The sequence below is a fragment of the Pectobacterium artocarpous genome (genome assembly GCF_046159765.1).
Lineage (GTDB): Bacteria > Pseudomonadota > Gammaproteobacteria > Enterobacterales > Enterobacteriaceae > Pectobacterium.
This window is the reverse complement of sequence record NZ_JBJXVK010000013.1, coordinates 54,814-77,559: the sequence shown is the minus strand read 5'-3', so window position 1 is coordinate 77,559 and position 22,746 is coordinate 54,814. Positions and strand designations below refer to the sequence as shown.

General features: G+C 50.9%; 24 protein-coding genes. 7 read left to right on the top strand and 17 right to left on the bottom strand.

Features of this window, described 5'->3' with window-relative positions:
* Positions 1 to 102: 102 nt before the first annotated feature.
* The 3 genes from ACKQAD_RS10320 to pyrC form a co-directional block, all read right to left on the bottom strand.
* Positions 103 to 360: a hypothetical protein gene (locus tag ACKQAD_RS10320; protein ID WP_409160073.1), complete on the bottom strand. Its 258-nt coding sequence runs from the start codon at positions 358 to 360 to the stop codon at positions 103 to 105.
* 88 nt (positions 361 to 448) lie between these two features.
* Positions 449 to 688, bottom strand: a complete 240-nt coding sequence (gene dinI, locus ACKQAD_RS10315; RefSeq protein ID WP_409160072.1) for a DNA damage-inducible protein I — start codon at positions 686 to 688, stop codon at positions 449 to 451.
* Positions 689 to 794: 106 nt separating this feature from the next.
* Positions 795 to 1,838 (bottom strand): dihydroorotase, encoded by a 1,044-nt coding sequence (pyrC, locus tag ACKQAD_RS10310; RefSeq protein ID WP_409160071.1) that lies wholly within the window; start codon positions 1,836 to 1,838, stop codon positions 795 to 797.
* Positions 1,839 to 2,022: 184 nt separating this feature from the next.
* Between pyrC and ACKQAD_RS10305 the strand changes: the two genes are divergently transcribed.
* Entirely contained in the window at positions 2,023 to 2,310 is a 288-nt protein-coding gene (locus tag ACKQAD_RS10305) for a putative quinol monooxygenase (RefSeq protein ID WP_409160070.1), read from the top strand.
* A 199-nt stretch (positions 2,311 to 2,509) separates the two neighbouring features.
* Entirely contained in the window at positions 2,510 to 3,241 is a 732-nt protein-coding gene (gene artJ, locus ACKQAD_RS10300) for an arginine ABC transporter substrate-binding protein (RefSeq protein WP_409160069.1), read from the top strand.
* 266 nt (positions 3,242 to 3,507) lie between these two features.
* Here artJ and rlmC read toward each other — a convergent pair whose 3' ends face one another.
* From rlmC to nfsA, 9 genes are all read right to left on the bottom strand, one after another.
* Positions 3,508 to 4,638, bottom strand: coding sequence for a 23S rRNA (uracil(747)-C(5))-methyltransferase RlmC (gene rlmC, locus ACKQAD_RS10295; RefSeq protein ID WP_409160068.1), 1,131 nt, complete (start codon positions 4,636 to 4,638; stop codon positions 3,508 to 3,510).
* Between the two features lie 127 nt (positions 4,639 to 4,765).
* On the bottom strand, positions 4,766 to 5,218 hold the full coding sequence (locus tag ACKQAD_RS10290; RefSeq protein ID WP_409160067.1) for a YbjO family protein: 453 nt from the start codon (positions 5,216 to 5,218) through the stop codon (positions 4,766 to 4,768).
* A gap of 189 nt (positions 5,219 to 5,407) precedes the next feature.
* On the bottom strand, positions 5,408 to 6,253 hold the full coding sequence (potI, locus tag ACKQAD_RS10285; protein WP_010277277.1) for a putrescine ABC transporter permease PotI: 846 nt from the start codon (positions 6,251 to 6,253) through the stop codon (positions 5,408 to 5,410).
* Entirely contained in the window at positions 6,250 to 7,215 is a 966-nt protein-coding gene (potH, locus tag ACKQAD_RS10280) for a putrescine ABC transporter permease PotH (RefSeq protein WP_409160066.1), read from the bottom strand. Before potH ends, potI begins: the two co-directional genes overlap by 4 nt.
* Positions 7,216 to 7,229: 14 nt before the next feature.
* Positions 7,230 to 8,363 (bottom strand): putrescine ABC transporter ATP-binding subunit PotG, encoded by a 1,134-nt coding sequence (gene potG, locus ACKQAD_RS10275; RefSeq protein ID WP_409160113.1) that lies wholly within the window; start codon positions 8,361 to 8,363, stop codon positions 7,230 to 7,232.
* A 202-nt stretch (positions 8,364 to 8,565) separates the two neighbouring features.
* Positions 8,566 to 9,675, bottom strand: coding sequence for a spermidine/putrescine ABC transporter substrate-binding protein PotF (gene potF / locus ACKQAD_RS10270; protein WP_409160065.1), 1,110 nt, complete (start codon positions 9,673 to 9,675; stop codon positions 8,566 to 8,568).
* 369 nt (positions 9,676 to 10,044) lie between these two features.
* On the bottom strand, positions 10,045 to 10,524 hold the full coding sequence (locus ACKQAD_RS10265; RefSeq protein WP_409160112.1) for a type III secretion system chaperone family protein: 480 nt from the start codon (positions 10,522 to 10,524) through the stop codon (positions 10,045 to 10,047).
* Between the two features lie 298 nt (positions 10,525 to 10,822).
* Complete coding sequence (gene rimK, locus ACKQAD_RS10260; protein ID WP_409160064.1) at positions 10,823 to 11,734, bottom strand: 30S ribosomal protein S6--L-glutamate ligase; 912 nt, start codon at positions 11,732 to 11,734, stop codon at positions 10,823 to 10,825.
* Positions 11,735 to 11,750: 16 nt separating this feature from the next.
* A complete protein-coding gene (gene nfsA, locus ACKQAD_RS10255; protein WP_409160063.1) occupies positions 11,751 to 12,470 on the bottom strand; it encodes an oxygen-insensitive NADPH nitroreductase in 720 nt (239 codons plus the stop codon).
* 495 nt (positions 12,471 to 12,965) lie between these two features.
* On the opposite strand from nfsA, the gene ACKQAD_RS10250 reads away from it, so the two are divergent.
* Positions 12,966 to 13,232, top strand: coding sequence for a GrxA family glutaredoxin (locus ACKQAD_RS10250; RefSeq protein WP_010277298.1), 267 nt, complete (start codon positions 12,966 to 12,968; stop codon positions 13,230 to 13,232).
* Positions 13,233 to 13,298: 66 nt separating this feature from the next.
* On the opposite strand, the gene ACKQAD_RS10245 is transcribed toward ACKQAD_RS10250, so the two are convergent.
* Positions 13,299 to 13,670, bottom strand: a complete 372-nt coding sequence (locus ACKQAD_RS10245; protein WP_409160062.1) for an inner membrane protein YbjM — start codon at positions 13,668 to 13,670, stop codon at positions 13,299 to 13,301.
* A gap of 385 nt (positions 13,671 to 14,055) precedes the next feature.
* On the opposite strand from ACKQAD_RS10245, the gene ACKQAD_RS10240 reads away from it, so the two are divergent.
* The 3 genes from ACKQAD_RS10240 (at position 14,056) to deoR (ending at position 17,872) form a co-directional block, all read left to right on the top strand.
* Positions 14,056 to 15,744 (top strand): aspartate:alanine antiporter, encoded by a 1,689-nt coding sequence (locus ACKQAD_RS10240; RefSeq protein ID WP_409160061.1) that lies wholly within the window; start codon positions 14,056 to 14,058, stop codon positions 15,742 to 15,744.
* A gap of 654 nt (positions 15,745 to 16,398) precedes the next feature.
* A complete protein-coding gene (gene deoC, locus ACKQAD_RS10235; protein WP_409160060.1) occupies positions 16,399 to 17,067 on the top strand; it encodes a deoxyribose-phosphate aldolase in 669 nt (222 codons plus the stop codon).
* Between the two features lie 31 nt (positions 17,068 to 17,098).
* On the top strand, positions 17,099 to 17,872 hold the full coding sequence (gene deoR, locus ACKQAD_RS10230) for a DNA-binding transcriptional repressor DeoR (RefSeq protein ID WP_409160059.1): 774 nt from the start codon (positions 17,099 to 17,101) through the stop codon (positions 17,870 to 17,872).
* Here the strand turns inward: deoR and ACKQAD_RS10225 are convergent.
* The 4 genes from ACKQAD_RS10225 to ACKQAD_RS10210 form a co-directional block, all read right to left on the bottom strand.
* A complete protein-coding gene (locus ACKQAD_RS10225; protein WP_409160058.1) occupies positions 17,869 to 19,074 on the bottom strand; it encodes a serine hydrolase in 1,206 nt (401 codons plus the stop codon). The genes deoR and ACKQAD_RS10225 overlap by 4 nt on opposite strands.
* Before the next feature lie 284 nt (positions 19,075 to 19,358).
* Entirely contained in the window at positions 19,359 to 20,018 is a 660-nt protein-coding gene (locus tag ACKQAD_RS10220) for a methionine ABC transporter permease (protein WP_180777004.1), read from the bottom strand.
* Positions 20,011 to 21,027 carry a methionine ABC transporter ATP-binding protein gene (locus ACKQAD_RS10215; protein ID WP_409160111.1) on the bottom strand — a complete coding sequence of 339 codons (1,017 nt, stop codon included), beginning with the start codon at positions 21,025 to 21,027 and terminating at the stop codon, positions 20,011 to 20,013. Before ACKQAD_RS10215 ends, ACKQAD_RS10220 begins: the two co-directional genes overlap by 8 nt.
* A gap of 82 nt (positions 21,028 to 21,109) precedes the next feature.
* Positions 21,110 to 21,955, bottom strand: a complete 846-nt coding sequence (locus ACKQAD_RS10210) for a MetQ/NlpA family ABC transporter substrate-binding protein (protein ID WP_409160057.1) — start codon at positions 21,953 to 21,955, stop codon at positions 21,110 to 21,112.
* Positions 21,956 to 22,099: 144 nt separating this feature from the next.
* Between ACKQAD_RS10210 and ACKQAD_RS10205 the strand changes: the two genes are divergently transcribed.
* A complete protein-coding gene (locus ACKQAD_RS10205) occupies positions 22,100 to 22,717 on the top strand; it encodes a glutathione S-transferase family protein (protein WP_409160056.1) in 618 nt (205 codons plus the stop codon).
* Positions 22,718 to 22,746: the final 29 nt, after the last annotated feature.

The following is a 22,746-nucleotide window of genomic DNA, read 5'->3' as shown; positions in this document are numbered from 1 at the left end:
AATTATACAGGCAGATATGACGAAGGCGTAAGTGATGTATCTGATGAAATATCGGGACGAATAGATTTTCATCCCGAGGGTGTTGTCACTGGGGGCAGAACATTATTCAGCACTGATTCCTGTGTTGTTCTCTAATGCAGCGGCAAGCCGGGCAAGGTATTTCTTCATTGCGGGATCTCGATTCTCATTTTGAGATTCCAATGTTAAATTGTGAATCATCAGTTTGCTGGCTTTTTCATCAAGGCAGAATGCCAGAGATGAAAAGGCGAGTTCCAGAGCATCAATTTTACGTTGCTGCTCACCAATCAGTTCCAGCAGTTCTCCGAATGTCATTGCCTCTTCTGGTTTTTCTACCGTCATAACAGATACCCTCGGTCATAGCACATGGCGAAATGCCGCTTTAAACTGCCATTACAGCCTATATCTTCGTTATTTTTCAAGCTTTAGATTATTGTGCCGTAAACCAATCGTCGGCGCTTTCCCACGTTTCCTGCAAGATTTCAGAGATACGATCTTTGTCGTCTTTTCCTGCTCCAATTACCGTCAGGCTATTTGCGGATGCATAACGAACCTGAATGGGCGTATCGGGATAAATTTTATGAATACGCTTTTCCAGCTCATGCCAGAGTGCTTCAATCGCACCGGCGGGTAAAGGCGTTGTCTTTGCAAGCGTGATTTCTACGCGCATGGTGACCCCCAAATTTTACACTGTTTATTTATACAGTTATTATAAGTGAAGAACAAGATACGCAATAAAATTTAGCCCATCGGCATAATGCGGATAGGCAGGTCGATTAACGGACAGACCAGTTAAGACTTTGTCCGGCCAGGAAGGGGATGAGCGACTCGTCACCAAGAGAGATTTCTTCCGGGAACGTGACCGTCTCACGGTAAAGCTCAATCCAACTGTCGTTCACCGGCAGGCCATAAAAACGTGGGCCGTTCAGGGAGCAGAAGGCTTCAAGTTTATCAAGCGCGTTCATTTCTTCAAAAACGGTGGCGTAGGTACTTAATGCTGCCTGAGCATTGAACACACCGGCACAGCCGCAACTGGATTCTTTCCTGTATTTTGCGTGAGGGGCGGAGTCAGTACCGAGGAAAAGGCGTTCACAGCCGCTGGCTACGGCTTCACGTAGCGCCTGCTGATGGGTATTACGTTTTAAGATCGGCAGGCAATACAGGTGAGGACGAACGCCGCCAACCAACATATGGTTGCGGTTAAACATCAGATGCTGCGGTGTAATGGTTGCGGCGAGATAATCATTACCGGCAACAACGTACTGCGCGGCTTCTTTCGTCGTGATGTGCTCAAGGACGACCTTTAGCTCAGGAAACTGTTGGCGTAATGGTTCCAGCACCGTTTCGATGAAGCGCGCTTCCCGATCGAAAATATCAACGGCAGCGTCAGTAACTTCACCGTGAATGAGCAACGGCATACCCATTTTTTGCATTTTCTCCAGAATACCGGAGATATTGGCAACGCGGGTTACCCCGTGGCTGGAGTTCGTTGTGGCGTTGGCGGGGTATAATTTAGCAGCGGTAAAAACGCCTTGCTCAAAGCCATTCACAATTTCATTGGCATTCAGCGTATCGGTCAAGTAGCACGTCATCAGCGGGTGAAAATTATCGCCTTGCGGAACCGCGCCTAAAATACGTTTCCGATACGCGATAGCGCTGGCCACGCTGGTAATCGGCGGCGTCAGGTTAGGCATAACAATTGCGCGACCAAAGAAACGACTGGTATAGGGGAGAACAGTTTCCAGCATCCGATCATCACGCAGATGAATGTGCCAATCGTCAGGGCGACGGATTTTAAGAATAGTGGGCTGTGCGGTCATGGAATTGCGCTCCGGAGGTCAGTAGAAAAGCATCGTCTTTCGGTTGGTTTTGGGACTGATACGGCGGGGGATAAGGATAAGCGTAAAGCTATTCGAATGCATCCGTTTGTTGATGAATGCTTGAAATTAACCGTAGATTGGCATCTGATATCATTATCTTTTCATTGATAAATAAGGGATGTATATGGAAATTCGCATTGTTGCCACTATTCAGGTAAAAGCAGAGTTCATTGCAGACGTTACCGCAGTGCTAAAACGCGTGGTGGCGCCTAGCCGACAGGAAGCAGGCAATGTACAGTACGATCTGCATGAAGTCATAGATAAAGCCGGATCGTTTGTGTTCTTCGAACGCTGGAAAGATCGGGATGCTCTTGCCTCACATGAGCAGAGCGAGCACTTCAAGAACTTGCTGGCTGAACTTGATGGCAAAACGGACAGTGTAGATATCAAGCTATTGAATTTTTTAGGCTAACAAGCGTTTGTGCATAAAAAAACATCCTCCGGCATAGCCGGAGGATATTTTTTATTTCCTGTAGATGTAAAAACACGCAAACAACCGATTTATTAATCATTTTAATTGCATATAAATTCAATGAGTGCCATGGTAATTACTATGACACCGGAACCCTTCCGCACCACTATCCGATAAAAAAACAGACAGGAGTTGGTCAATGAAAAAATTAGTGCTCGCCACGTTACTGGCTGGAATTACCTTCAACGCCACCGCCGCAGACACCATCCGTTTTGCCTCATCAGCTACCTATCCCCCCTTTGAATCACTGGATGCTAACAATGAAATCGTTGGCTTCGATATGGATCTGGCAAAAGAGCTGTGTAAACACATGCAGGCGACTTGTACGTTCACCAATCAGGCGTTTGACAGCCTGATTCCTGCGCTGAAATTCCGTCGCTATGACGCGGTGATTTCCGGTATGGACATCACGCCAGAACGCGGTAAACAAGTCGCGTTCACGCAACCTTACTATGCCAACTCTGCCGTCGTTATCGCGCAAAAAGGGAAATTCAGCGATTTTGCGGCGATGAAAGGCAAACGTATTGGGATGGAAAACGGCACTACGCACCAGAAATACATGCATGATAAGCACCCGGAAGTGCAAACTGTCTCATACGACAGCTACCAGAATGCGGTTCTGGATCTGAAAAATGGCCGTATTGATGGCGTATTCGGTGATACCGCCGTCGTCAACGAGTGGATTAAAACGAACCCTGAACTGGCGACAGTTGGCGAACACGTGACCGATGCCGAATACTTCGGCACCGGATTGGGCATCGCCGTTCGTCCCGATGACAAAGCGTTGCTGGAAAAACTGAATAAAGCGCTGGATGCCATCAAAGCTGACGGCACGTACAACGCCATCAATGATAAGTGGTTTCCGCAATAAAGATCGCTTCGCTTAGCGCGGTGTGAATGCACCGCGTTAAGATGTCGATAAAGTGCCTAGAGCGGTGATAATGGATAGATCGTAAAGGCGCTGAGAATACGTTCTTGTATGCTCGGATTGCGCCATCCATGGCACAAACGCTTTACTCTTCTATTCCATTATCACCGTTCTCGTTCCGCAAATGGTTTTATCAATACGGTTCTACACTTCCACTTATTACGCCTACGGTAGAAACCCTACAAAAAACGTAGATATCCTCGTTTTTCCTATATTTTCCGCTTCAATAACGTCAACACTTCGTAATGTGCTGTATGCGGGAACATATCGAACAGCTGTACGCGCAGCGCACGGTAATTCGTCAGTTCTGTCATGTCTTTTGCCATGCTTTCAGCGTTACAGCTGGAGTAAAGAATATAGTCCGGTGCCATACGGCTCAGGTAGGCGCACAGCTCGCTGCCGATACCACGGCGCGGCGGGTTGACTAATACCAGATCAGGGATTTCCGTTTTCCTTGTCGCGAACTGCGTTGAATCCAACGCCTGAAACTCCACCTGTTTCAGCCCAATCTGTTCCGCAGAACGGCGTGCACAGGCTATCGCCTCGGCGCTGATTTCAATGCCCGTCAAACGCATCTCGGGTGACGCACAGTGCAGGCCAAACCCCCCTACTCCGCAAAACAGATCCCACATGCTGGTGATATTCAGCTCTGCAACCCAGTCGCGGGCTGTTGCATACAGCGCGGCAGTCACCTGCGGGTTCGTCTGGAAAAAACTTTGCGGACGGATATACAGCGGCACCTGATTGAACTGTTCGGCCAACGCGGCTGCCTCACTCAGGATAATTTCTGTTTTCCCTTCCATAATCGCCTGATGTACCGGCTGAATGTTGGCGGATATCACCTCAAGCTGCGGCAACTGCTGCTGTAGCCAAGGCAATGCGGCACGCAACTGCGCCAGTTTGGTTTCCGAACGTAAAACAAAGCGCAGCATAAACGTGCCACGCAGCGTACTTTCCGTCAGCAGCAGATATTTCAGTTCCCCACGGCGTCTCGCGACGTTATAAGGCGTCAGCCCCGCTCGGGGGATAAAGACTTTAAGCACATCGAAAACCGGCACGAAGTTGGATGGATAAAGCGGGCAATCACAGAGATCCACCGCCGTTCCATCACGATGCAACATCCCTAGCAGTGGGCGCTCCACACTTCCGCTCACCACCATTTTGGCTTTATTACGAAAGGCGGACTGCGCAGAGGACTGCACCGGCAGCCAGCGCTGCACAGCGTGCGGCTGTAGCAAGCCTTCAAGATGCTGCTGCTTATCGGATAGCTGCTGGGGGTAGGCTTTTTCCAGCCATTGGCAGGAACGACAGGTTCCCATGCTGTAGCGAGCACAATGCATAAAAATCTAACTATTAAAAATAATACGGGATGAGAGGATTATACCACTCTGATGGCGTCACCCTGCGATCTTTCCGCGTGGTCATGAGCGACACCAGCAGCCCGAGTAACTCAGGAGAGAGAAATGTCTATTTCTGACGCAGAAAAAAACGCTTACTGCGTCGTGGTAGAAACAGTAAAACAATCACCAGAAGATCCGGAATTTTTTGCAGCAAGAGCTGATGCAGCACGGCAGCATGGTTCTCTCCTGAAATATGGAATATCGCTGGCATAAACTCACTGAACGATGCCAGCAACAGGTAACACACCACCGCAGCCTGGCAGGCCACATAACCCCATCGTCCCCAGTTCACTCCCGCCAAAACAGCAAAGCCGCAGCGAATCTCAACGCCGACAACAACAAGCGATAACAGTAACACCAGCGTTGAATCCCAGGCTGCCGCGTTGCTGCCAATCCAACCGCTAAGATCGCTGAGCCCTAACTCCCACACCAGCAGCAAAATCCCCAAAAAACGGGTCGCAATAATCGCAATCCCCGCCACCATGACTGGCACCGGGGCATAAACTTTGCGTTGTGTCATTTCCTTCTTCATGTACAGAATTTCAACGCACTCCCTTCATGCGGCCAGTTACCCGCCCAAAATACGACACCCACATAAAATTGGATACAGATATAAATTTAATGCGAATATAAAACAACAACGCCCCCATACTCTGGCGGCGTTGCTGGAAATCTTCGCTAGGCTAACCAATTACGGTGAGAGATCGAATCAGCCGCGTCTCGCTTTTTGCATATCACGATAGCGCTGTTTCTCTGCTCTCGCCATAAACCACCAGGCGATAAAGCCAATAATACCAACGACTAACAATATCAGGGAAGCCAATGCGTTAATTTGTGGATTAACGCCCATTCTGACGCTGGAGAACACCAGCATTGGCAATGTTGTTGAACCAGGCCCTGCCACGAAGCTGGCGATAACCAGATCGTCCAGCGACAGCGTAAACGCCAGCAGCCAGCCGGACAGCAGCGCAGGGGCAATCATTGGCACCGTAATAATGAAGAACACCTTGAGCGGATTAGCACCCAGATCCATCGCCGCTTCTTCAATAGAACGGTCAAGTTCACGCAGGCGCGCACTGATCACCACAGTGACATACGCGGTACAAAACGTGACATGCGCCAACCAGATCGTTAACATCCCTCTTTCCGCTGGCCATCCAATGGCATGCCCTAACGCAACAAAGAGCAACAGCAGCGACAGACCGGTAATCACATCAGGCATAACCAGCGGTGCCGTCAGCATAAAGGCAAATCCATTGGAGCCACGGAAACGGCCAAAACGCACCATGACCACAGCGGCGATCGTTCCAAGAATCACGGCCATCGTGGCCGAGGCGGCAGCAATCGTCAGGCTCAGGAGCACAGCGCTGATCATCGCCGTATTGTGGAAAAGCTCGACGTACCAGCGTGCCGACCAGCCTGCCCATACGGTAACCAACTTGGAGCTGTTGAACGAGTAGATCACCAGCATCAGCATCGGCGCATAAAGGAACGTAAAACACAGCACCAAAATCACAATACGCCACGGTGAGCGAACAACAGGTAAATTATTCACGCCTCACCTCCCGCACTTTTGCTCTGATGTTTGTGGAACCAGATAATCGGCATAATCAACAGCAGCAGCATGACAACGGCAACGGCAGACGCCACCGGCCAGTCTCGGTTATTGAAGAATTCCTGCCACAGAATACGGCCGATCATGATGCTATCTGGCCCGCCGAGCAGTTCTGGGATGACGTACTCCCCCACCGCTGGGATGAAGACCAGCATCGATCCCGCAATAATTCCGCCTTTCGTTAGCGGAACAATCACACTGAAGAAGGTTTTCAGCGGCCGAGCCCCCAGATCCAGCGACGCTTCCACCAACGAGTAATCCAGCCGCATCAGCGCGGTGTAGATCGGCAATACCATAAACGGCAAATAGGAGTACACAACGCCGATATAAACCGCCAAATTAGTATGCAAAATGACCAACGGTTCATCGATCACGCCCAGCCACAGCAGGAAGTTATTCAGGATACCGTTGTTTTTCAGAATCCCCATCCAGGCGTAGACGCGAATCAGGAATGACGTCCAGGAGGGAAGGATCACCAGTAATAACAGAATATTACGCGTTGAAGGTTTACTGTGTGCCACCGCCCAGGCCAGCGGGTAGCCAATAAGCAGACAGCACAGCGTCGACACGGCAGCAACCTGCAGCGATTGCATATAGGCATCGAAATACAGCGGGTCGTCCAACAAATGCAGGTAATTCCCAAGATTCAGGGAAATATCCAACTTGTCGTCCATCCAGGAAACCAGATCGGTATACGGCGGGATCGCCCGCGCCATCTCTGCAAGACTGATCTTAAACACGATCAGGAACGGCAACATAAACAGTAGCAGCAGCCACAGATATGGCAGCGCGATGACGGACTTACGTCCGTGTTTTTGACGCCAGCGCGCCATCAGTACACGGAGCCAGAGTCTGGCCTTACCCGGTGGTTCCGCCGTGTTATGTTCGGGAAATAGAGTCATGGCATTCTTCCTCGCTACACCGTCAGAACCACACAGCTATCCGCATCCCAACACAGCCGGACCTCATCCCCCCAGGTCGGCATGCCTTTGCGATAACGGTAGGCATTTTGTAATTGCGCGCTGATGATCTGCCCGCTGTTAAGTCTGACGTGGTAAATCGACAAATCGCCCAGATAGGCGATATGCACCACTTCCCCTACCGCGAAGTTACAACCGTCGGCCGGAACCTCTTCACACAGCATGATTTTCTCTGGGCGTAACGCGATGTAGACCGGAACGCCATCCACTACCGAGACATCCGAATCCACTTTCAGCGGATGCACCAGCCCAGGGCTTTTGATGATCAGTGCATCGTCCTGACGTTCCTGCAAAATCCCTTCAAACATATTGACCGAGCCGATGAACTCCGCACTGAAACGGGTGTTCGGGTGCTCATAAATCTCTTCCGGCTCGCCAATCTGTACGAATTTACCGCGATTCATAATGGCAATCCGGCCTGCCATGGTCATGGCCTCTTCCTGATCGTGCGTCACCATCACGCAGGTCACGCCCACGCGTTCCAGAATATCGACAACTTCGAGCTGCATGCGGTCACGCAGTTTCTTGTCCAACGCGCCCATCGGTTCGTCCAACAACAGCAGTTTGGGACGCTTCGCCAGACTGCGTGCCAGCGCCACACGTTGACGCTGACCGCCGGAAAGCTGATGTGGTTTACGGTTGGCAAACTCCTGCATATGCACCAGCGACAGCATCTCTTCCACACGATCTTTGATCTCTGCGCGCGGTAATTTATCCTGCTTTAAACCAAACGCGATATTCTTTTCCACTGTCATGTGTGGAAAAAGCGCATAAGACTGAAACATCATATTGATGGGACGCTGATAAGGCGGCACCAATGACAAATCCTGACCATCCAGAACAATCTGCCCCTGCGTGGGGAGCTCAAAACCCGCCAACATACGCAGCAGCGTGGATTTCCCACAGCCGGACGCACCCAGCAGAGCAAAAATTTCGCCTTTATAAATCGTCAGGCTGACATCATCTACGGCAGCCTGACCATCGAATGACTTTGTCAGGTTACGCACTTCCAGCAGCGGAGTAACCGCTTTTTGAGGTTTTGATTGAGGGCGGGGGATCGCGTCATTCACTTCGCATTGCTCTCCGGCAAAAGCAAAACAAGCCACACCGCAAATGCCGCCATTCGGCGCTTTTGCATTCAACGATGTGACACAATATAGAGCGCAAACAGGCGGTATCTCCGCCTGTTTTTTGCCACACTTTATACCCATCCATTTTCCGGTTGCCGCAATCAGCAACCGTCAAGCTCTTGGGCAACTGTCCAGCTAGAGGCTATTTGCCGCTTTTAACCTTAGTCCATGCGCGCGTACGCGTACGGTCAATCTGAGGAGACTGCACCTTAAGCGTAAACAGTTTGGCTCGCACATCCGCTGGCGGATAGACGCCTGGGTTGTTACGAATATCTTCGTTGACCAGCGGCAAGGATGCCAGGTTACCGCTCGCGTAATACACGTGGTTACTGATTCCCGCCATCACTTCCGGCTTCATCAGGTAATCCAGAAACGCATAGGCTTCATCCAGATTCTTAGCATCTTTTGGAATGGCGAGGACATCAAAGAATGCCAACGCGCCTTCTTTCGGAATGCTGTATTGGATATTCACCCCGTTCTTCGCTTCTTTCGCACGGTTTCCTGCCTGCAAAATGTCGCCAGCCCAGCCTACCGCGACGCAGATATCGCCGTTTGCCAGGTCGTTGATGTACTGCGATGAATGGAAGTAGCGAATGCTCGGACGCAGTTTCAACAACAGGTCGGTTGCAGACGTGGTGTAATCACCCGGTTTGGTACTGTTCGGATCTTTACCCTGATAATTCAGCACGGTTGCAAAGATCTCTTCCGGTGCATCCAGGAAGGAGACGCCGCAGCTTTTCAGTTTTTCCAGATTCTCTGGCTTCAGTACCAGATCCCAGCTGTCAACCGGTGCATCAGCACCCAGTGCGGCTTTGACTTTCTCAACGTTATAGCCGATACCCGTGGTGGCCCACAGGTAAGGCAAGGCATATTTGTTACCGGGATCGTGCTGCGCAATCAGCTTCATCAGCTCAGGATCCAGATTTTTGTAATTCGGTAGTTTGCTCTTATCTAATGGCTGAAAAACGCCCGCAGAGAGCTGACGCTCCAGAAAACTAGCAGAAGGCACGACCAGATCAAAACCTGTACTGCCCGCCATGAGTTTGCCTTCCAGCACTTCGTTGGAATCAAACACGTCATAGACGACCTTAATGCCGGTTTCTTTCTGGAAATTGGCTAACGTGTCCGGTGCAATATAGTCGGACCAGTTATAAACATGCAGCGTTTTCTCTTCCGCAGATGCGGTGACGGACGCGGCCATCAGCAAGCCGGTAACAACACCCGATAGCCATTTTTTACGTTGGGTGAACATCCGTTCCTTCCTCCATACAGGGGGTGATTCGTGGGAAATAAGTATCGTTCCGATACAAAATATGTCCTGCCGCGCTATCAAACCGATGAATGAGTATGCACCGATTTTTATTCGCCCAGACACAGACATAGCTCTGATTCAGCTGTCTGTTCCTTACAGGAATAAAGCATAACCCCACAACATCCTGTGCACCATACTTGAACGTAAAAAATGGGTTTTAACGATTATTTATTCACATTTTATCGATGTGATGCAGGCGTTTAGCGACAAACAAAGAGAAATATCTGGCAACAATGCGAAATAACCAGAATAAATGTCGGCAACAGGGGGAATAAGTAAAACCAATTGCTGCCTTTAGCAGCAACCGTATCAATGCAGATGTGAGGTTGTGACTCTTACAGCAGAGCCCTCTTCTTCCTCGCCGATAAACAGCAGATTATTAGCGCCGGCTTCAAGGATCACCATTGAGATCTGTTCTTCGGACTGCTGCATGAAATGTCGGAACTGCTCCAGTGTCATGCCAGCGGCAACGCTGAGTGACTGGCAGACAATCAGCTTCGGCAGGTTATCGTCCTGAACATCGATAAACGCCTTGACGGTCAACGAGCTGGCATTGATTTGACTCAGATCGCCGACCAGAGGAATCAGCGCGCTGGGCTTCACTTCAGCCAGTGCAGAAAACAGGATCACGTTATCTACCAGATCAACTTTCGCATCAAACACACCATCAAAATTTTGCATATGAGGAAGATGGAGCGCCTGACAAGAATCACATTCGAAATACAGAATATTTAGTTGATCCAGCCACCGCCGTAGCATAGCCAAATCCGGGACGATGAGTGAATCCATCATGTTTGCCTCATACCTGTCGCCGTAAAAACAGCGTTGTTGATCGTAAAAACAGCGTTGTTGATAAAGAAAGCACCACTCACACCAGAGCGATGTTAAAACGTAAAACAGAACTGCCGTAAAACAAAAACATCGTTAAAAACGGCCCATAGCTTACGGAATATTGCGCGATGATGCCATGATAAAAGCGCACCATCACCCGCATTCCTTGTTCGGCTGCGCGACGACGCACGCTGCACAATGCCCACACGCCCATAGGGAACGCCGTATTTTACGGCGCAGCCCCTGTTTCAGAAAGCTAACTTTTACTTATTGTTGTCGATGTTGCGAAGCGTCTCTGAGTATTTTGCTCAATAAACTCGATCATCATGCCAGCAATATCGAATCCTGTCGTCGTTTCAATCCCTTCCAGCCCCGGGGAGGCATTGACTTCCATCACCAGCGGCCCTCGTTCCGCACGCAAAATGTCAACACCTGCGACATTCAGCCCCAGCGTTTTCGTCGCCTTGATGGCAATCGCACGCTCCTGTTCTGTAATTTTCACGTTATTCGCCGAACCGCCGCGATGCAAGTTTGAACGGAACTCCCCCGCTTTCGCCTGCCGTTCAATCGCCGCAACAACCCGATTGCCGATAACAAGACAGCGGATATCTTTACCCTGCGCTTCACGCACGAATTCCTGCACCAGAATATGGGCATTCAGCCCACGAAAGGCATCAATCACGCTTTCCGCTGCCTGACGCGTCTCAGCCAATACCACGCCAATCCCCTGAGTGCCTTCCACCAGTTTGACGACTAGCGGCGCGCCGCCTACCATCGCGATCAGGTCACCAGTATCATCCGGCGAGTGGGCAAAACCGGTGATTGGCAGATCAATGCCTTCTCGGGCCAGCAGTTGCAGTGAATGCAGTTTGTCGCGGGCGCGAATGACCGCGACAGAATTGTTCAGCGGGTAGCTTCCCAGCATTTCAAACTGGCGCAATACCGCCGTGCCGTAAAACGTAATCTGTGAACCAATGCGCGGAATAACCGCGTCGTATTTATCCAGCCGACGACCACGGTAATGCACCGACGGCGCTGCGGAATTGATATTCATGTAGCAGGAAAGCGGATCGATAATCTCAACGCTGTGCTTGCGTGCCTCAGCCGCTTCACGCAGACGTTTGCAGGAATATAACGCCCCATCACGAGACAGAATGGCTATCTTCATAAAGATCCTACAGATACTAGCGTATCGCCCATCCTTGTTGATGTAAGTAGTCCAGCATGAATGGACGTAACTCTTTTTTCAGCGTCCGCTCGATGTGCTCACTCCAGCTCTCGCGGCGGCTACCGGTACGCTCCAGGTAATATTCCACCATTTGCTGGTCGTATTGTGCCAGCACATCACGGTCGAGTGGCTGATAGACATTTTCATGCAGCATCATGGCGGTTGGCATACGCGGTTTCAGCATCGGTTCCCCGTCTGGATGCCCCAGACACAGGCCAAACAATGGTATAACTAACGTCGGCAATTGCAGCAACTGTGTCACATCAGCAATACGGTTACGGATCCCGCCGATAAATACGCCGCCCAACCCGAGCGACTCGGCGGCGACCAGCGCATTTTGCGCCATAATAGCGGTATCGACACAGCCAATCAGCAACTGCTCGGCCAACCCGGTTTCTGCCTGTGGTAAGATCTCCACATGGCGGTGGAAATCGGCACAAAAAACCCAAAACTCTGCAGCCTGCGCCACATAGCCTTGCTCGCCGGTATAATGCACTAGCGTTTCACGCACGGCAGGATCGGTAATACGGATAATTGAACTGCATTGTAGAAAGCTGGAGCTGGACGCGCTTTGTGCGGAGGTAATAATGGCGTGGCGTTGTTCATCCGTCACGGCCTGAGACGTAAACGCGCGAATAGAACGGTGGCGCTGTAGCAAATCAATGGTTGGTGTCACACTGGCATCCTTCAGTCGGTAAAGTTATTACATCTATATCCTAAATAATTCAAGTTGCAGGAAGGCGGTAAGAGAAGGCCAAATTCGTCGGGAACGAATTTGGCCAGCCGTTGGCTGGCCTTCGGTGAGAGACATCCTGTCTCTCATTATCATCCCGATGAGCTTACACAGGTAAGTGATTCGGGTGGCTGACAAATCTGCCAGAGGCAGGTTTGAACGCTGCTTGCAACGGCCCCAACGGGGCGAGGCACACGCATGTGTGTCGAGTAGTGCAGCCAACACACATGCAGCTTGCAGTATGACGGGTATATAGCTTCAGCAAATCGTTGTAACAGGTAATGACTACTTTTTTTCACCAATGAATACGGGCATAGTAGCGCGATTCGCTGTAACCTTATTAACCGTAACACTTTTAGTCGTGACCTTGTCTGCAACAGACGTCACGCTATGCGTTTCAAGAATGAGCACATTTTCTAATTTTACAAAGGAGTTTACATGTTCGCTGTAATTTTCGGGCGCCCAGCTTGCCCTTATTGTGTACGTGCGAAAGAACTGGCAGAAAAACTGGCCGAGCAACGTGATGACTTCAGCTTCCGCTATGTAGACATCCATGCAGAAGGCATCTCAAAGGAAGATTTGTCTAAGACGGTAGGAAAGCCGGTTGAAACCGTACCGCAAATTTTCCTGGATGAAAAACACATCGGTGGTTGCACTGATTTTGAAGCCTATGCGAAAGAGCATCTGGCCCTGTTCCAGTCATAATCATCAAACTGGCAGGACAACAGCGCGGCGAAAGTCCGCGCTTTTTTATGGGTATGAGGTAGACGCTTAGCGAAGATAACGTCGATAAAGGCTGCGTAAACACAGCACGCCCAGCGCCCCGAACACACACCAAAAGACCGCACTCATCACGTAGGCCAACTCCTGCCAGAAAGAACGCATCGGCGTATTCCACAGGTGAAGCACCAGCAAGCACACTGGCATCGCTGCCAGCGCGCCAAACAGTGGATAAAGCAAGCGGCCACGCGCAGAGAGAAAACAGGCCACCATACCGGGCAATAGAAAAAGTAACATCCCCGGACTGCCACGCAGCCCATCATCCACCGCGATATCCGATACCTCAACCTTTTGACTGAGGAAGACCATGTTGAACAAGAGAAAACAGCAGGTCGCCCCCACCCAACCTTTATTTTTTGCCATAAATGCCCCCTTTCAATGTGCCTCCCAACCTGTATCAACCAGATACCGAAACATGCAGGAAAACATGTGGCATGGTAAAAACGATGGGTATCTTATTCCCCGATATGAAAAACATGAGCCTTCGCTACGATTTATTCGACGCGCAGATTATCAGTAGAAAAAGACGCTAACCTGCGGCATGCCTTCAACAGCGACGCCACAATCATTAAATTAAACAATAATTACACTGAACAATTTTTATCGGATAAATTATACTGAACGAGGCTGATTCCTTTCAGCTGACGCGTATTGATACCGTCACGGGAATTCATGTATTTCATGGCTAAATCTAGCCGTTATAATGAATAACATCAAGAACTTACTGGTAAACAACAAGTTACACCCCATGAATATAAACGTCGCTAATTTGTTAAACGGGAATTACATTCTGCTGTTATTCGTGGTTCTTTCATTAGGACTCTGTCTGGGGAAATTGCGCCTCGGATCTGTACAACTCGGTAATTCTATTGGCGTTTTAGTTGTTTCTTTATTACTCGGTCAACAACATTTTTCGATTAATACTGAAGCGCTGAGTCTCGGTTTTATGTTATTTATTTTTTGTGTGGGAGTGGAAGCCGGGCCCAATTTCTTTTCTATTTTCTTCCGCGACGGGAAAAATTATTTCATGCTGGCGCTGGTGATGGTAGGTAGTGCGATGCTACTGGCGCTGGGGTTAGGTAAATTATTTGGCTGGGGAATTGGCCTGACGGCGGGGATGCTGGCCGGTTCCATGACATCGACGCCGGTGCTGGTCGGCGCGGGCGACACGCTGCGCAATACCGCCAGCATGGGAAGCCAGTTCGGTATTGAGCAAGATCACCTGAGTTTGGGCTATGCGTTGACCTATCTGGTCGGGCTGGTCAGTCTCATTTTTGGCGCACGTTATCTGCCCAAACTCCAGCATCAGGATCTGCCCACCAGCGCGCAGCAGATTGCACGCGAGCGCGGGCTGGATGCAGACAGCCAGAGAAAAGTCTATCTGCCAGTCATTCGCGCCTATCGCGTCGGGCCGGAGTTGGTTGCCTGGGCGGACGGCAAGAATTTGCGCGAACTGGGAATCTATCGTCAGACTGGCTGCTACATTGAGCGCATCCGACGCAACGGGATTCTGGCCAGCCCCGACGGCGACGCCGTCTTGCAAATCGGTGATGAGATCGCGCTGGTCGGCTATCCAGACTCACACGCTCGCTTGAACCCCAATTTCCGCGACGGCAAGGAAGTTTTCGACCGCGATTTGCTGGACATGCGCATCGTGACGGAAGAGATCGTCGTCAAAAATCACAATGCCGTTGGCAAGCGCCTGAGCCAATTGAAGCTGACCGATCACGGCTGTTTCCTGAATCGTATTGTCCGCAGCCAGATTGAAATGCCGATTGACGATAGCGTCGTGCTAAATAAGGGGGATGTCTTGCAGGTCAGCGGCGACGCCCGTCGGGTAAAAAGTATTGCTGACAGAATCGGGTTTATTTCTATTCACAGCCAGGTTACCGATCTGCTGGCCTTCTGCGCATTTTTCGTTATCGGTGTAATGGTCGGGCTGATCACCATTCAATTCAGCAACTTCACTTTTGGTATCGGTAACGCAGCTGGATTGCTGTTTGCCGGCATCATGCTGGGGTTCCTGCGCGCCAACCACCCGACCTTCGGCTATATCCCGCAAGGCGCACTCAACATGGTCAAAGAATTTGGCCTGATGGTCTTTATGGCAGGCGTTGGGCTGAGCGCGGGCAGCACAATCAACAGTAGCCTTGGAGAAGTCGGTATCCAGATGCTGGCTTCGGGACTCATTGTCAGCCTGGTGCCAGTGGTGATTTGTTTCCTGTTCGGTGCCTATGTACTGAAAATGAACCGGGCGCTGCTGTTTGGCGCGATGATGGGCGCACGAACCTGCGCCCCTGCCATGGACATTATCAGCGATACGGCTCGCAGTAACATCCCTGCTCTCGGCTATGCGGGCACCTATGCTATCGCTAACGTGCTGCTGACATTGGCGGGTTCACTTATCGTGATTATATGGCCTGAACTACCTGGCTGAAAAAATGTAAAAAATCGTCAATATTTTTCCAAAGAAGCGAGAACTTTTTCTTTGCCATAAAGTCTGAATAAGTGCCACTGCTTTTCTTTGATCCCCCTTATTGAGGAGCCCATCGTTCCCGCCCTTCAGGTTCAAGAGCGATGGGCGTTTTCTTTTCTACTTATACTCGCCATACTTCAAATTGCATGTGCGTTGGCTGCACTACTCGGCCCACTTACGTGGACCTCGCCCCGCAGGGGCCGCTGCAAGCAGCGTTCAAACCTGCCTCTGGCAGATTTGTCAGCCACCCGAATACTTACCTGTGTAAGCTCATCGGGATGACAATGAGAGACATCCTGCCTCTCACCGAAGGCCAGCCGTTGGCTGGCCAAATCGTTCCCGACGAATTTGGCCTTCTCTTGCCGCGTGATTCGGCCTTGTGGCCCCCCCCCTTCGGGGTCAGCGCAAGCGCTGTTCAAAACGTTAACGTTTTGTCTTGAAATTTGAATTACTTAGAGTATACCTCTTCCCTATTTCCCGATATCCACACATCCGCTTCATTTTTTGTTATTAAAATAACAAAAATTAATTTCATTGTTATTATTATGACATAAAAATCATTGAGTGTCATAATCACGCTATCTGATTTTTTATCGCTATCACCGAGGATTTACCATGACTGACTACGCACGCTATATCGACCACACACTGCTGGCCGCCAATGCCACCGAACAGCAAATCATCACGCTGTGTGAGGAAGCGATAGCACACCGTTTTTATGCCGTTTGTGTGAATTCAGGTTACGTTCCCTTAGTCGCCGAAAAGCTGAAAGGTGCTGACGTTCAGGTGTGCTCTGTTATCGGTTTCCCTCTCGGTGCAGGCCTGACGGCCAGCAAGGCTTTTGAAGCTAAAGCAGCGATTGATGCCGGTGCTCAGGAAATTGACATGGTAATTAATGTCGGCTGGCTCAAAAGCGGGAAGATTGCAGACGTTCTGGCAGATATTAAGGCCGTGCGCGAGGTTTGCGCCACTATACCGTTGAAGGTAATATTGGAAACCTGTCTGCTTGATGACAAACAGATTGTTCTGGTGTGTGAAATGTGTCATCAGTTGGATGTGGCGTTCGTCAAAACGTCTACCGGTTTCAGCACAGGCGGCGCACTCGAAGAACACGTTCGGCTGATGCGTCGCACCGTCGGCAGCGAGATGGGTGTCAAAGCATCCGGCGCGGTTCGCGATCGCCAAACGGCCCAGCGTATGATTGAAGCTGGCGCCACACGTATCGGCACCAGCTCAGGCGTTGCCATCGTTTCAGGCGAAGCTACCGCAGCAGGAAACTACTAACAACAAAAATAGCTTACGAGTTGGGAATTTTATGGAAACGCGGCGCGACGAACGAATCGGCAGACTGGCTCAGGCATTAAAGAAAACCGATAAACTCCACCTTAAGGACGCCGCACAGCTACTCGGCGTGTCCGAGATGACCGTGCGCCGCGATCTGAATGCAGATTCCACCTGCGTTATGCTACTCGGCGGTTACGTCGTGAGCGACCTGAAGAATAACGGCGTCACGAATTATTTTGTCTCCGACCAGCAGACCAAGCAGGTAAGGGAAAAGCAGACTATCGGTACAGCGGCTGCGCCTCTCGTAGAGGCAAACGATACCGTTTTTTTCGACTGCGGCACCACCATTCCCTTCATCATTGATGCCATTCCTGATGAACTGCCTTTTACCGCGATTTGCTACTCCCTGAATACCTTTTTGGCTCTACAGGAAAAAAAGGCATGCAGAGTGATTTTGTGCGGCGGGGAATACCATCCAGATAACGCGATTTTCACTCCGCTCAACCAGCGCAGCGAGCTGGACAACGTCTGCCCGAATAAAGCGTTTATTTCTGCGGCCGGTATCGAACTCAACGCAGGCGCCACCTGTTTTAACTTTGTCGAGTTGGGTATGAAGCAACGCGCAATGGCAACCGCACAGCGAATCATTATCGTGGCAGACAGCAGTAAGTTCGGTAAAATTAAACGCGCCTGTATCGGCCCAATGACGCTGTTTAATACGATCATTTCCGACAGCGCACCGGGCGAACAGTACCTACGTTACTTCGCCAACAACGGCATTCAATTAATCCACTCTGGGAATTAACCGAATAACCCACCGAACCATTGTTGCACCTTCATCATCACCGTATCCCAGAGACGGCTAAAGAAACCCGCCTCAGGGATATCATCCATTGCCACTAGCTCGCGCTGCCCGATGCTTTTACCGTCCAGTTGAAAATCGATGGTGCCGACAACCTGATTTTTAGTTAACGGTGCAGAAAGTTGCGGCTGATTGAGCGTAAAGCTGGCTTTCAGGTTTTTTATTTGTCCTTTCGGGATGGTCAGCGCCGCGTCCTGTGCAACGCCAAGTCGCGCTTCTGTCTCAGTACCAAACCAAACCCGCTGCGTGGTAAAGGGGGCATCAGCCTTGATAGGCGTCACTGTTTCAAAAAAGCGGAAGCCCCATGTAAGTAGCTTTTCACTTTCACGGAAACGGATAGCATCGGTTTGCGCCCCCAGTACCACGGAGATCAGACGCATATTGCCTTCCGTTGCCGAGGCCACCAGATTGTGTCCCGCGCCGTTGGTATGGCCGGTTTTCACGCCGTCCACATTCAGATTCGTGCTCCACAACAGGCGGTTGCGGTTAGGCTGGCGGATGTTATTGAAGGTGAACTCTTTTTCCTTGTGCAACGCATACTCTTCCGGCACGTCGCGAATCAGCGCCTGCCCTAACAAGGCCATATCGCGTGCGGTGCTATACTGCCCTTCGGCATCAAGCCCGTGCACGGTAAGGAAATGCGTATTCGTCAGGTTAAGTGCCTTCACATAATTATTCATCAGGCTGACAAAGGCATCCTGACTGCCCGCGACGTAATCCGCCAGCGCGATACTGGCATCGTTACCGGACTGAATGACAATGCCTTTATTTAGCTCAGAAACGGGAATACGGTCACCCGGCTTAAGGAACATCAGCGACGAACCACGCAGCGCTGGATTGCCGGTTGCCCAGGCATCTTTTCCGACAGTGACTTCATCCGTCGGACTAATTTTACCGGATTTAATGGCCTGACCAATGACATAGCTCGCCATGATTTTTGTCAGGCTGGCAGGATCAAGGCGCTCATCGGCATTGCTCTCCGCCAGCACTTTGCCGCTATGGTAATCCATCAGGATAAAGGCTTTGGCGTCGATCTGCGGCACCGCTGGCAACTGTTCCGCATAGGTGAAGGGCACCAAACCAACAAGCAATACCGTACCTACAGAGAAAGACGTGAGTCTGGTCAGGAAAGGAGTTGTTTTCATGAGTTCGCCGCAATGTCCATCAGTCGTTAAAAATTCTTAATTTTCAATATGTTTTGAAAACTTTAGTAACACATAAAGGTAACGCGTCATCTCTGGGATGAAAACCGCTCCTTCTGTAAAGATAGTCAAAGAAATGAAAGCGTCTAAAAAAATGCTGGTAAAAAAAGGAGTTAGGAAAAATAAGGAATATCTGAAAATGCAAATACCAGGCAATCAGAGGAAATAAGGGATAGCACGAGGAACATAGCAGTGTCACGTCGTCCTCGTGCCCTGCGTGAAAATCCCTAGCGGCGTTCGCGCTTATCAGCACGCTTTGACAACCAATCCCCCAGCGTCTGTACCACCTGCACCAGGATAACCAATGCGACAACGGTGATCACCATCACCTCAGTTTCATAGCGGTAATAGCCAAAGCGGATCGCCAGATCCCCCACCCCACCGCCACCGACAATGCCCGCCATCGCCGAATAGCCGATGAGGCTCACCAGCGTAATCGTCAGGCCGCGCAATAACCCTGCTTTTGCCTCTGGCAGCAGCACCGTGCCGATAATGCGCATCGGGCTGGCTCCAAATGCTTCAGCTGCTTCCACGATACCAGGGTCAATTTCACGCAGTGCGCTATCCACCAGACGCGCATAGAACGCGATTGCCGCCACCGACATGGGCACCGCCGCCGCCACAGGGCCAATCGTATTCCCCAAGAGAAACTGCGTGAGCGGTAACAGCAAGACCAGCAGAATCACGAAGGGAATCGAACGGATAATATTCACCAGTACGGTGCCAAACAGATAGACGGCACGGTTTTGCCAGAACAGATTCCTGTCCGTGACATAAATCAGCAGCCCCAGCGGTAAACCGCCGATGACAGCAAGCAGCGTAGAAATCCCCACCATCTGGAACGTTTCACCGAACGCCGCGACCAGATCGATCCATAAATCAGCCATGCAGCACCTCCACGTTAGCCGTCCTTACCTGAATATGTTCCACCGCTCCCGCCACTTTTACGGGATCGGATGGATGGGTCAATAGCGCCACGAGGATGCCTAGCGCACGATTGCCGATGTATTCGATCTTCCCGTGCAGGATATTGACGGACACACCAAAGCGCGTCGCGACATCCGACAACACGGGTTGCTCCGCCGATTCGCCGACGAACAAAATCTTCAATAATGTGCCCTGCAAATCCTTCAGCAAGCGCGGCGGCAGCGCCAAGTCGAGCGTGTGGGACACCAGTTGACGCGTGAACGCGTGCTTCGGCGTCGCGAAGATATCGAAAACATCGCCTTCTTCCACAACCTGACCGCCCGTCATGACCGCCACCCGATCGCAAACGGCCTTAATCACGCTCATTTCATGAGAAATCAGTACGATGGTAATGCCCAGTTTGTCGTTAATCTCTTTCAACAGCGCCAGAATGGCGGCTGAGGTTTCCAGATCGAGCGCCGACGTTGGCTCATCGCATAGCAAGACTTCAGGATCGTTGGCAATCGCTCGGGCAATGCCTACGCGCTGTTTCTGACCACCGCTGAGCTGTGCCGGATAAGACGACGCTTTATCCGCCAGCCCCACCAGATTCAGAATTTCCGGCACGCGCGCCGCGATATCCACGTTGGATTTTCCGGCGGCTTTCAGGCTAAACGCCACGTTTTCCGCCACGGTACGCGTTTGCATCAGGTTGAAATGCTGAAAAATCATGCCGATTTTTTGCCGTTGTTCCCGTAGAGGTTGCCCTGACAGTTCGCTGATGAGCACGCCATTGACGCGCACGCGGCCTGACGTCGGCCGCTGTAAGAGATTGATGGTCCGCAGCAGCGTACTTTTTCCCGCGCCGCTAGTGCCAACAATGCCGTAAACTTCTCCGCGCTGGATGTGCAGCGACACGTTGTCTACCGCGCGGTTTTCTGGCTGCTTCCCGTGAGAGAAGTCAACGCTTACCCCTTCTAACTGAATCATCATCCGCAAACTCCTGGCCTGAGCGGAAAAGAAGAAAGCCGGTCATAGACCGGCCAAATGGTATTCTATGCAAGCCTGACGCTTACTGCGCGGGCACTGGCGTTTTCGCCTGCATCCACTCAGGTTTTTGGAACTGGCTGTACATCAACGCCGGATCGTTGATCACTGCGGCATACGCGGGTGATTCCACAATCGCTTTAGTATCTTTAACAAAGGGTTTATCGAGATCGTCGGTACGCACGGCAATGACATTCTTCAGGTTCTCATCCAACGTTTCCAGCCTGATGGCCGATGACAATTTCAGGCCGGATGCCAGCGCGAAATTACCGTTCACCAGCGATGCCGTCACGCTATCCAGCGTGCGCGGCAACTGTGCCGCTTCCATCGGTTTGAAAATCAGCCCACGTGGATTCTCAAGAATATCTTTTTCTGACGCTTTAGTAGGATCAATATCCGCCTTAATCGTAATCAGCCCCAGCGATTGCAGGAAACGCAGACCGCGCGCCAGATTGGTGGCGTCGTTAGAAAGCGTGACGACATCCCCTTTCTTTAGTTCATCCAGAGATGTGATCTTCTTCGAGTAGAAGCCCATGCTGGCTGTTGGTACGGTAATCAGCGGGGAAATTTTTAACCCTTTATCCGTAGCAAATTTTTCCAGATACAGCGTATGCTGGAAAAGGTTAGCATCGATGCTGCCGTTAGCCAGCGCCAGATTGGGCTGAACATAATCGCTGAATTCACGCACGACAACCTTGTAGCCTTTCTTCACTAGCTCAGGTTTGATCGCCAAATTCACCATATCGCCATACGGCCCTGGTGCCACGCCAAATGTGATCGTCTGCGGATCGCTGCTGGCGATCGCCAGTTGCATACCGGCAGCAAGCAGTGTGATGCCCAGCACGGCGCGAACAGAATGCGTCAATTTCATTGTGTAACTTTCCTGTCTGAATGTAACTTGCTGTCATTATTAAGAATGACAAGTTAAATCATAAAGACTAAAAAAGCATATCATTATTTCTCATCGGCTGTCGCGGATGACCGGGGCAGGCTTCACGAAGAAAGAGAGGCAGGTATGATAACGATTTGGGGTCGTGATAACTCGACCAACGTAAAGAAAGTCCTGTGGTGCATGGAAGAACTGACACTGTCTTATCAGCATATTGCGGCGGGTGGGCAATTCGGTCTTACCCATGAAGCCGATTATCTGGCGATGAACCCTAATGGCCTCATCCCCTGTTTGCGGGACGGCGATCTGGTGCTGTGGGAATCCAATACCATCGTGCGTTATCTGGCGGCACAGTATGGTCAGGATTCGCTGTATCTCGCGGATCCCGGCAAACGCGCCAGTGCTGAAAAGTGGATGGACTGGGCCAGCGCCCTCGCCGTTTCTTTTGGGCCGATGTTCATTAATATGGTACGCGTCGCGCCGGAAAAACGCGATATGGCGTTAGTACAGAAAGGCATCACCGAATGCGAACGCCTGTTCGATATTGTCGATACCGTCCTGGCTAATCAGCCGTGGCTATCCGGCGAACTGTTTGGTATTGGCGATATTCCGCTAGGCTGCATCGTCTACGGCTGGCTGAATATGCCGATTGAGCAACAGTCGCATCCGCATCTGGAACGTTGGTATCAGCAGTTGACTGAGCGCCCGGCGTATCAGAAGCACGTCATGATTCCTCTGTCTTGAGTAGAACAGGCACCGTAAGGTGCCTGATT